This window comes from Gilvibacter sp. (genome assembly GCF_013214815.1).
In the GTDB taxonomy this organism is placed as follows: domain Bacteria; phylum Bacteroidota; class Bacteroidia; order Flavobacteriales; family Flavobacteriaceae; genus Gilvibacter.
Genome location: NZ_JABSPU010000025.1, coordinates 22340 through 32491, shown reverse-complemented (window position 1 = coordinate 32491; position 10152 = coordinate 22340). Strand labels below are relative to the sequence as shown.

At 44.1% G+C, this 10152-nt stretch carries 9 protein-coding genes and 1 pseudogene; 6 read left to right on the top strand and 4 right to left on the bottom strand.

Features of this window, described 5'->3' with window-relative positions; all coding sequences use genetic code 11:
* From HRT75_RS07265 to HRT75_RS07250, 4 genes and pseudogenes are all read right to left on the bottom strand, one after another.
* Positions 1 to 259, bottom strand: a pseudogene (locus HRT75_RS07265) (DNA helicase PriA); the annotation flags it as partial.
* 20 nt (positions 260 to 279) lie between these two features.
* On the bottom strand, positions 280 to 1410 hold the full coding sequence (locus HRT75_RS07260; protein ID WP_291184525.1) for an SPFH domain-containing protein: 1131 nt from the start codon (positions 1408 to 1410) through the stop codon (positions 280 to 282).
* Positions 1411 to 1547: 137 nt separating this feature from the next.
* Positions 1548 to 2684: an ATP-binding protein gene (locus HRT75_RS07255; protein WP_291184523.1), complete on the bottom strand. Its 1137-nt coding sequence runs from the start codon at positions 2682 to 2684 to the stop codon at positions 1548 to 1550.
* 3 nt (positions 2685 to 2687) lie between these two features.
* A complete protein-coding gene (locus HRT75_RS07250) occupies positions 2688 to 3446 on the bottom strand; it encodes an SDR family NAD(P)-dependent oxidoreductase (RefSeq protein WP_291184520.1) in 759 nt (252 codons plus the stop codon).
* A 260-nt stretch (positions 3447 to 3706) separates the two neighbouring features.
* Here HRT75_RS07250 and HRT75_RS07245 point away from each other — a divergent pair, with 260 nt between their 5' ends.
* From HRT75_RS07245 to HRT75_RS07220, 6 genes are read left to right on the top strand one after another with little or no spacing between them, the layout of a single operon-like run.
* Positions 3707 to 4711: a MoxR family ATPase gene (locus HRT75_RS07245; RefSeq protein ID WP_291184517.1), complete on the top strand. Its 1005-nt coding sequence runs from the start codon at positions 3707 to 3709 to the stop codon at positions 4709 to 4711.
* 43 nt (positions 4712 to 4754) lie between these two features.
* Entirely contained in the window at positions 4755 to 5621 is an 867-nt protein-coding gene (locus tag HRT75_RS07240) for a DUF58 domain-containing protein (RefSeq protein ID WP_291184514.1), read from the top strand.
* 1 nt (position 5622) lies between these two features.
* Positions 5623 to 7275, top strand: coding sequence for a DUF4381 family protein (locus tag HRT75_RS07235; protein WP_291184511.1), 1653 nt, complete (start codon positions 5623 to 5625; stop codon positions 7273 to 7275).
* Complete coding sequence (locus HRT75_RS07230) at positions 7275 to 8279, top strand: VWA domain-containing protein (RefSeq protein WP_291184530.1); 1005 nt, start codon at positions 7275 to 7277, stop codon at positions 8277 to 8279. Before HRT75_RS07235 ends, HRT75_RS07230 begins: the two co-directional genes overlap by 1 nt.
* Entirely contained in the window at positions 8279 to 9325 is a 1047-nt protein-coding gene (locus HRT75_RS07225) for a VWA domain-containing protein (protein WP_291184508.1), read from the top strand. Before HRT75_RS07230 ends, HRT75_RS07225 begins: the two co-directional genes overlap by 1 nt.
* A complete protein-coding gene (locus HRT75_RS07220) occupies positions 9322 to 10152 on the top strand; it encodes a tetratricopeptide repeat protein (protein WP_291184505.1) in 831 nt (276 codons plus the stop codon). The genes HRT75_RS07225 and HRT75_RS07220 overlap by 4 nt, the downstream gene beginning before the upstream one ends.

Sequence of the window (10152 nt, the reverse complement as noted above, 5' to 3'; positions counted from 1 at the left end):
CTTCTATATGCTGATTAGCTCCACAATTCTTACACTGAATTAGCGAGATCACCTCACTGTGAGAAAGGTGTCCAAGTTCTTCCAAATACGGGCGAAGTTCCAGCTCTTCAAAGCTGTTTTCCTCCGTAGTAATGGTTTCACTGTGGCCACAATATTCGCATTGCAACTCGGTGGTTCCGGGAGCATAAAGGAGTTCCGCCCCGCAATTGATGCAGGCCTTCTTTAATTCTGATTTAGACTTGGGCTGTGCAGCCTCCATCGGTTATGTGGGTTCTGAGATTAAGCAGGCAGTGGCGGTGGGGTCGCTCCTCCTAAAAAGGCTTTTAATTCTTCAACGTCTTTTAAGGGTGCCCAAGCTCCCATACCTTGTTTCCAAACCAAGGAATCTTTGTTCACGGTTCGGTTGGCAAATAATGCGCGTAGCTGCTCAAAACTTACGGGCCCCGCTTGATGTCCGTTGTAGGCGTAATAGTATTGCACTGCTGCTGGCATTGGTGGCGGCACGGCTCCACTAGGAGCCGCTGCAGGCGCTGCAGCTTGTCCTGTAGTTCCCATAAGGCTTCCCATTTGTTGTGCGAGCACAAAGCCCATTCCCATGCCCATTCCGGCGCCGGCAGTTCCGCCTTCATTGGCGGCTGCCGCCTCGATGGCTTTGGCTGCTTTGAACTTGGCCAGTTTGTCCAGATCCAGTTTATCAATACGACTGTACTCAAAGATCTCCTTTTTAAGATCTTCCGGCATAGAGACGTTTTCAATAAAGAATTTCTCCAGCGAGATTCCCACGCTTCCAAATTCAGGTTGCATGACCTCTTTACAGGTTTCGCTGAGTTCGGTAGAGTTTGCTGCGTAGAGTTCGATCGGTAAATTGGCCTCTCCAATGGTATCGGTAAAACGGGTTGCGATCAAACTTTTAAGGTGCTCGTTGATCTCAAAATTGGTAAAGTTGTTGTCTGTTCCAACAATGTCAACAATGAACTTTCCAGCATCACTGATCTTAAAGGCATAGGTTCCAAAAGCGCGAATCTCTACCAGTCCAAAACGGTCGTCGTTTAGTGTGATAGGGTTTTTAGTTCCCCATTTCTCATCGGTAAATAAGTGGGTGTTTACAAAATAAACCTCCGCCTTAAAAGGACTGTTGAAGCCATACTTCCATCCTTTTAAAGTGGCAAGGATCGGTAGGTTCTCGGTGTTTAATGTATAGGTTCCCGGTTCAAAGACATCGGCCAGCTCTCCTTCATTGATAAAGACCGCCGTTTGTCCTTCACGCACAATGAGTTGTGCTCCGTTTTTAATTTCATTCTGATAGCGTTCAAAGCGATGACAGATCGTATCATCCGTATAATCCAGCCACTCAACAATGTCAATAAATTCGTTGCTGAGTTTCTCTCTAATCTTGTCAAAAAGCCCCATAGGTAGATAGTGTTTAATGTTGATGGTTAAAGATAGGAAATTAGCGACTTAATCAGGTTAACATTACTTTACTAAGCCGAGCTTCCGTTTGATTAGTGTACTTGGACGGATTTTGTTACACTTTGGCCACTAGGCCCTTAGTTATACTTGACTTTTCTGAGGATTCTAATGCACTCTCTGTAGGATTCATAAACCGACTTACTGTAGGCTTTTAAATAGGGTTTGGCCTCAACTAATCGATCCTTGGCATCAGAAAAATCGTTGAGGTAGCAGATCAAATAGGTGCTGGGAAGATTTCGGATGTCCTTGGTCTCCATTTTAGTTAGCGGAATCTGTTTTTTAAGCTTGTCCAAAAGGGCGTTGCTGGCGTTGTAAAAATGATGGAGTGTCTTTTTATCAAACTGTGGCGGATCAAAGAGTAAATCCGTTTCAATGGTGTAAGATCCGTTGTCCTCAAACTTAATGATCACCTCTTCTAAAGGATAGTATTTGGTCTGATTGTTTAACCCCAGCGAGACATATTCCACAATTTTGAAATAGTCGTCATTGTATTTAATGCTGACTTCATCCAGGGCCGAATAGAACAATCGTTTCTGTTCGTTGATCAGCTCAATATCCACTCGTGAATAATAGGTTTCTTCATCCACTTCTTTGGTATGGCCTGCCCAACAGAGCACGAACAGCTCCTTAAAAACGCGGTAGTGGGAGGGCATATCGGAATGTCTATTATTGATAAAGTCAATCACACCATCCAAAGTAAGTTTTATATTGTTTCTGGCGTGCTGTTCTATGGCCGCAACGATCTCAGAATTGTGATCCACCAATTCAATATCAAAGACCTGCGGTTTAGAGATGCTACCTTCTCTAAAAAACACCGTCCCACCCCAATACTTCCAGATGTTTTTGCGCAAGGAAGTGATTTCGTTTATGGGTCTAATCGTTACCAATCCTACTACTTTTCCGTCTTCCAGATCGGGAAAGTTGATGTTCTCATATTGAATTTGCGGCGGATTGGTCAGGTAGGCGTTGATCAGGTTTTGGATCTTAGAATCGTCAAAGAAGTCCACCCCCAAAATCTCGTTGTTGTTGTCTTCAACACCAATGATGATATACGAGTTATTGGCTGGGTTGGAGTTACTCAAAGCACAGATGTGCTTTAAAAATTTGGCTTTGCCTTCTTTGGATCCGATGTCAATCTTGCGCTTTTTATCATAAAAGCTGCTCTCGTCATTGTGTGCGAGCAGGTATTTGACCAAAAGACGTTTGTTGATCATCCTTTACACGGTCTTGTTTACGATCATGGATGACGCCTGATCCACACACATCAAGGTGAGATCGGCGATGTTTACATGAGGAGGTCTGGTCACGGCGAACCAGATCGCTTCTGCGACATCTTGAGGTTTTAAAGGCGTGTAACCTTGGTAGACTTTATCTGCCTTTTCGGTGTCGCCCTTAAAGCGCACCTCGCTAAATTCTGTTTGTACCAAGCCTGGATTTACCGCGCCAACGCGGATTGGAGTTCCATTGAGATCCATTCGCATACCTTGGTTAATGGCATCAACGGCATGCTTGCTAGCACAATAAACATTGCCTTTGGGATACACCTCTTTTCCCGCGGTAGAACCAATATTGATGATGTGTCCCTTCTCTCGGGCTAACATTCCTGGTAATACTGCTTGAGTTACATAAAGCAGGCCTTTGACGTTGATGTCCATCATGGCATCCCAATCGTTGCTGCTGCCGTTTTGTATGAGGTCCAAGCCGTGTGCATTTCCGGCATTGTTAATCAGAATGTCCAGAGATTTGAAGGAATCAGGAATGCTTGCAATCGATTCATTTACAGCATCTTGGTTGCGAACATCAAATTGTAGCGTGTGTACTGCGGTTAATGCAGAAAGTTCTTGCGCAATGCTTTCTAAACGCTCAGCTCTGCGTCCGCACAGAACCAATTTTACGCCTTCTTTAGCCATAAGTCTGGCAGTGGCCGCACCAATCCCTGAGGTTGCACCGGTAATTAAAGCAATGGAATTTTTCATCTTTTAAGGCAATTTTATTGTTGAAAATAATGCAATTTTTTGCACTTTTAGATGCGCAAAATTTCACTCCTGAATCCAAACGTTATTTTCCTCTTAAAAACAGGTCTTAAAATTTATAAAAAACGCTTATTTCTCAGGCATTAGCGCTCATTATCTTATCAAGAACTTTTAACCAACTGTTAACAAGAGTTTTCGCAGAAAATGGGCAATTTGCGCATACTAAAATTACCATCTAAAAAAATTCAGAAAAAAGAGCATTTATGGAACAAGCTACGGCAAGTGTTGATATAGGAGCATTAAATGCAAAAATAGAACAAGAGAGCGCCTTTGTGGACCTGCTTACTTTGGAAATGAACAAAGTGATCGTAGGGCAAAAGCACATGATAGAGCGCCTTTTGATAGGACTACTCGGGCAAGGACACATCTTGCTTGAAGGGGTTCCGGGTCTGGCAAAGACCTTGGCCATTAATACCTTATCTCAAGCAGTACACGGCAGTTTTAGCCGTATTCAGTTTACTCCAGATTTACTTCCGGCGGATGTGATCGGAACCCTGATCTACAACATCAAAGAGAACGATTTTAGCATCAAAAAAGGACCGATTTTCGCCAATTTTGTCTTGGCGGATGAGATCAACCGTGCGCCAGCTAAGGTGCAATCGGCCTTACTGGAAGCCATGCAGGAAAAGCAGGTGACCATTGGAGATGAGACCTTCAAACTGGACCGTCCGTTCTTGGTAATGGCAACCCAAAACCCAATTGAGCAGGAAGGAACTTACCCGCTGCCAGAGGCTCAGGTTGACCGTTTTATGCTAAAAACAGTAATTAACTACCCGCAGCAGGCGGAAGAGCAATTGATCATTCGCGCCAACCTCAAAGGAGCCTTTGAAAAGGTGAACCAAGTGGTAACGCTAGAACAGATCACAAGAGCGCAACAAGCCGTTCGTGAAGTGTATATGGATGAAAAGATCGAGAAGTACATTCTGGATATCATCTTTGCGACACGTAATCCGAAGCAATACGGATTGAGCGAATTGGAAGGCTTGATCGGCTTTGGAGCTTCACCTCGTGGGAGTATCAATTTGGCCATGGCCTCTAAATGCTATGCGTTCATTAAGCGTAGAGGTTATGTAATTCCAGAAGACGTTCGTGCTGTGGTACACGATGTACTGCGTCATCGCGTTGGGATTACTTATGAGGCTGAAGCTGAAAATATTGACTCCGTAGCCATCATCAACAAGATTGTCAATCAGATCGAAGTACCATAGAAGCGCACCTTACTAACCAAGACAAACCCAAGTCAAAAGAGTAATGGATACAGCAGCACTTCTTAAGAAAGTTCGCAAGATAGAGATCAAAACCCGCCGCCTGAGCGACCACATTTTCGGGGGCGAGTATCACTCTACCTTTAAGGGTCGTGGTATGACCTTTAGCGAGGTGCGTCAATACCAGTACGGTGATGACGTGCGTAACATTGACTGGAATGTAACTGCCCGTTACAACGAGCCTTATGTGAAGGTCTTTGAAGAGGAGCGCGAACTTACCATGATGCTTTTGGTAGACGTCAGTGGTTCTGAACTTTTTGGTACTAAGGAACAATTCAAAGAAGAATTCATTACGGAGATTGCCGCAACCTTAGCTTTTTCGGCTCTACAAAATAATGACAAGGTCGGACTGCTGCTCTTTTCAGATCAGATCGAACTCTTTATTCCGCCTAAAAAAGGAAAATCACACATTCTGCGCATCATTCGTGAGTTGTTGGAATTTGAGCCTAAAAGCCGCCGAACCGATTTAGACCAAGCCTTAAAATATTTGATCAACGTCATGAAGAAGAAAGCCATTGTTTTTGTGCTTTCTGATTTTATGGCCGATGGATACAAGGACACGGTAAAGCTTGTTGGCCGTAAACACGACTTGACCGGAATCCGCATTTACGATCCTCGAGAGGAAGAGATTCCCAACCTAGGGGTGGTACAGATGTTAGACGGGGAAACTGGGGAGACCCTTTTGGTCAATACAGGATCTAAATCCGTCAGAAAAAATTACAACCGCCATTACCGCGATCGCGTGGAATATTTTCAAGAGGTATTCTTGAAAAGCGGCAGTGGACAACTCTCTTGTAGAATCGACGAGAGTTACGTGAAAAAACTATTGGGATACTTTAAAAACAGAGCCTAAGTTGTCTAAACGCAAAACATACAAGCCGTTTTATACGGGGCGAATCATCGCCCTGCTGCTATGTATAGTGGCGGGCTATGCGCAGGCTCAGGTTCGAGCAGAGTTAGATTCTACCAAGATCAAGATTGGTGAAGAGCTGCGCTACCGACTGGTAGTAGAATCAGACTCTACGGATCTGGTTCAAATGCCAGAAGGGCAAACTTTTCTTCCCTTAGAGGTCATTGAAAGCTATCCTATCGATACATCTTACAACCAACAGCGACAGACTTTGATCAAGGAATACGGATTGACCCAATTTGATTCGGGCCAGTACTTGATCCCAAGACAGCGGGTGGTCATTGGTGAGAAAGCTTTCTTTACCGATTCGCTATTGGTCGAGATTGACGATGTTGTTGTTGATACCACCAAGCAAAAGATGTTTGACATCCGTGAAAAGATGGATGTGGGCAATCGCCCGGCGAGTTTTGGTTGGTTATGGATCTTATTGGCTGTTGCCGCCATTGGCTTTGGAATTTATTGGTTCTTAAAGCGCAAAAAAGAATTAGAAGAAGCTGAGGAGTTGATTCCAGCTTATGATGAGGCGATTGCTGCATTAAAGGCTTTGGATGACTCTCCCTTATCCTCTCAAAAGGGTTCCAAAGATTATTATTCTGCATTGACGGAGATTGTCAAGCGTTATTTGGACCGAGAGGTTGATGCTACAGCTTTGGAGAGTACTTCCGCAGAGCTTATTACACGCTTACAAATGCATAAGGATGCAGGTAGTTTTGCCTTTAGCGATAATATGATCCGAGCCTTAGACAGCATTTTAAGACGTGCGGACTTGGTAAAGTTTGCCAAGCAAGAAATAGCTCAGGAGATCGCTGCTGCGGATAGACAGGAGATTGAACAGGTGGTAAATCTTACTAAAGAAGCCATTCCAGAACCTACGGAGGAAGATCTTTTGGAAGACCTCGAGTACCAGGAAGAGCTCCGCAGAAAAGAAGTCAGAAAGCGTTGGATCTTAGGAAGCCTTGGAGGTGTAACGGTCATTTTATTAGCAATAGTGATCACAGCCAACGTGATGGGCTATCAGAAGTTTAAAGAGACCTTCATTGGTGATGCTACCAAAGAGATGCTCGAAGAAGGCCAGTGGTATACCAGTGAATACGGAAATCCTTTGGTCATTTTGACCACTCCAGAGATTTTACATCGTGTTGATGTAGAATTGCCAGAAGGCTCCGATGCTCAAGTCAAAGACATAGAGATCTTTCAATTGGGTGAAGAAAGTGATGACCTTTCGGTAACGGTTAATGTCACCGAATACAACCTATCTCAGCAATCTGACGTCAAAAAGCTAATTGACGAAACGCTACAGATCTTTGAAGAGAACGGGGCTCAGAATCTCTTGATCAAAGATGAATCTTTTAATACGGGGAAAGGCCTAAGCGGGACTCGCGTTTTCGGTTCTTTCAACGAGACCAAATCCAACGGAGACAAAGGAAGAAAGATCAAATATGAGCATTATTTCTTCTCACAGCCTGGCTTGCTCAGTCAAGTGAGAATACTTTATGACGGAGAAGATCCATACATGGAAAAGGTGGTGAAACGCATCACAGAATCAATAGAACTAGAAGTAAACCAAAGTTTACCGCAAATAGGAGGTGCCCAATGATCGCATTGAATTTTGAATTTGTAAATCCAGAACTGTTCTGGCTCCTGCTTTTGGTGCCGGCGGCAGGGGTATGGTATTATTTCAAGCGCGACAAGCAAACGGCTTCTTTGCGCATCTCTAGTTTGAACGGATTTAAGACCAGCAGTAATTTACTGGGTAAAATAAAGCCGCTGCTTTTTATACTGCGGATCGCGGCCTTAGTGATCTTGATCACCGCTATGGCCAGACCGCGAACCTATAGCGAAAACTCCAAAACCAAAACCACTAAAGGGATTGACATTGTAATGGCCATTGACGTCTCGGCAAGTATGCTCGCCAGAGATCTAAAGCCGAATCGCTTAGAGGCACTTAAAAAAGTGGCTTCTCAGTTTATCAGTGAACGCCCTAACGACAGAATTGGTTTAGTAGAATATGCGGGTGAGAGCTATACCAAGACGCCGCTCACCAGTGATAAGACCATAGTACTGTCTGCTATGAATTCCATTAGATACAACCGTATCATTGAAGGCGGAACCGCCATTGGAATGGGACTCGCCACCTCGATCAATCGTCTTAAAGAAAGCGAAGCTAAGAGCAAGGTGATCATCTTGCTTACGGACGGGGTGAACAATACTGGTTTTATCGATCCGAAGATCGCCAGCGAGCTCGCGGTAGAATTCAACATAAAAGTTTATACCATTGGTTTGGGGACCAATGGATTGGCCATGTCGCCTATAGGTCAAAAATCCAATGGAGATTTCCACTACGGGAAAACGCCGGTACAGATTGATGAAGACCTTTTAAAGGATATTGCCGCCCAAACAGGAGGAAAATATTTTAGAGCTTCCAGCAACACCAGACTGGAAGAGATCTATGATGAGATCAACACCCTAGAGCGCACGGAAATTGAAGAATTCAAGTTCACTACTTACAGCGAAATGTTTCGCAATTTAACCTTGGTAGCCTTTGGACTCTTACTCTTAGAAGTGCTATTACGTTACACCCTTTTTAGAAGTTTTGTCTGATGATACAGTGGGAAGAAATGACATATTTCTATTTGTTAGGTGTAATTCCAGTTCTTCTGGTATTGCTGCTTGGCGTGCTGTATTGGCGTAAGCGTACCCAGCGTCGTTTTGCCAATCAGGCTCTGCTTGATAGACTCTCTCCAGAGCGTTCAAGTATTAAAACTTGGTTAAAGGCCCTTGTTTTGGGGCTGGCTTTTGTTAGTTTGGTTTTGGCCTTGGTCAATCCAAAGATCGGAACGGAGTTAAAAACCATTAAACGAGAAGGAGTTGATCTGGTTTTTGCTTTGGATGTTTCCAAGAGTATGTTGGCAGAAGACATTGCGCCCAATCGCTTAGAAAAGGCGAAAAAACTCATTAGTGAGGTGATTAACACCTTAGGTGGAGATCGCGTTGGGATTATAGGTTATGCAGGAAGTGCGTTTCCGCAATTGCCAATTACAACGGACTTTGGTTCGGCCAAGATGTTCTTATACAACATGAACACAGACATGGTGTCTTCTCAGGGGACGGCCATTAATGAGGCCATCAATTTGTCCCAGACTTATTACAATGATGAAGACCAAATCAATCGTGTGCTTTTCATTGTTTCTGACGGAGAAGATCATGTTGGAGAAGTTGCGGAAGTAGCTCGAGAAGCTGCTAGACAAGGCATTACCATTTACACCATTGGTGTAGGTCAGGATGATGGAGAAGGCGCTTGGATTCCAATCAAACGCGAGGGTGTTTTGATTCGTTATAAGCGCGATGAGAATGGAGATCGGGTGCGCACCAAACTCAATGAGCAGACCTTGAAGGATATTGCAGAGGCTTCGGGAGGAGCTTATTTGAACGGTAATAACACAGCAGATTTGGTAGACGGAGTCAACGAGATTTTGAACAATTTGGACAAATCTACTTTTGATGCGCAGCAAGTCGCAGACTTTAAAGACCAATTTCAATGGTTCTTGGCGGCCGCTGTCTTCTTTTTGCTGTTGGATATTTTATTTTTAGAGCGTAAAACCGCGTGGTTAAGAGGATTGAATCTATTTAACGAGAAGGACACATGAGAACATCATTGAAGATCATACTGTTTTTATTGTTTGCATCGGCAAGCTCACTGAGCTTTGCCCAAGAAGATCCGGAGGCATTTGCGAAGAATTCTCAAACGTATCGTGCCGATGCTGATGTGGCTATCAACAAGGATGAGTTTATCGATGGTGAGGCCTTGTACAGAAAGACGATCTCTATGGAGCCTCAAGTTGCCGCGAGCAAATACAATTTGGGGAACGCCTATTATAAGAAAGATAAGAATGATGAGGCCATGAGACGTTTTGTGCAAGCAGCAGAAGTGGCTACCTCTAAAAGCGAAAAACACAAAGCGTTCCACAATTTAGGGAACACTTTGATGAACTCGCAACAGTACAAAGAAGCTGTGGAGGCGTATAAAAATGCGCTGCGCAACAATCCTACCGATGACGAAACCCGATACAATTTAGCCTTAGCCAAAGAGATGCTAGAAAAGGAGCAGCAGAATGGCGGCGGCGGTGAAGGTGACGACGACAACGAGGATAAAGACGATGAGGACAAAGATGAAGGTGACCAGGGAGATCCTAAGGATGACGGGGAACAAGAAGAGCAGGAAGATCAGCAAGATCAGAACGATCAACAACAGCAGCAAGATCAACCGGGAGACGAGCAAGAAAAGAATGCCGATCCTAATAAGCCGGATAAGCCTCAAGAGCAACAACAGCCACAACAACAACCTGGACAGCTCTCCAAAGAGCAAATTGAGAGCCTGCTAGAAGCCATGAATAATGAAGAGCAGAAAGTTCAGGAGAAAATGAACGTCAAAAAGAAGAAAGGACCTAAGGTAAAATCTGCGAAGGATTGGTAA

What these genes read in the sequence shown, in the direction of transcription:
- HRT75_RS07240 (WP_291184514.1), top strand. Translation starts at nt 4,755, where the DNA reads ATGGATACAGCAGCACTTCTTAAGAAAGTTCGCAAGATAGAGATCAAA.
- HRT75_RS07245 (WP_291184517.1), top strand. Translation starts at nt 3,707, where the DNA reads ATGGAACAAGCTACGGCAAGTGTTGATATAGGAGCATTAAATGCAAAA.
- HRT75_RS07255 (WP_291184523.1), bottom strand. Translation starts at nt 2,684, where the DNA reads ATGATCAACAAACGTCTTTTGGTCAAATACCTGCTCGCACACAATGAC.
- HRT75_RS07260 (WP_291184525.1), bottom strand. Translation starts at nt 1,410, where the DNA reads ATGGGGCTTTTTGACAAGATTAGAGAGAAACTCAGCAACGAATTTATT.
- HRT75_RS07225 (WP_291184508.1), top strand. Translation starts at nt 8,279, where the DNA reads ATGATACAGTGGGAAGAAATGACATATTTCTATTTGTTAGGTGTAATT.
- HRT75_RS07250 (WP_291184520.1), bottom strand. Translation starts at nt 3,446, where the DNA reads ATGAAAAATTCCATTGCTTTAATTACCGGTGCAACCTCAGGGATTGGT.
- HRT75_RS07220 (WP_291184505.1), top strand. Translation starts at nt 9,322, where the DNA reads ATGAGAACATCATTGAAGATCATACTGTTTTTATTGTTTGCATCGGCA.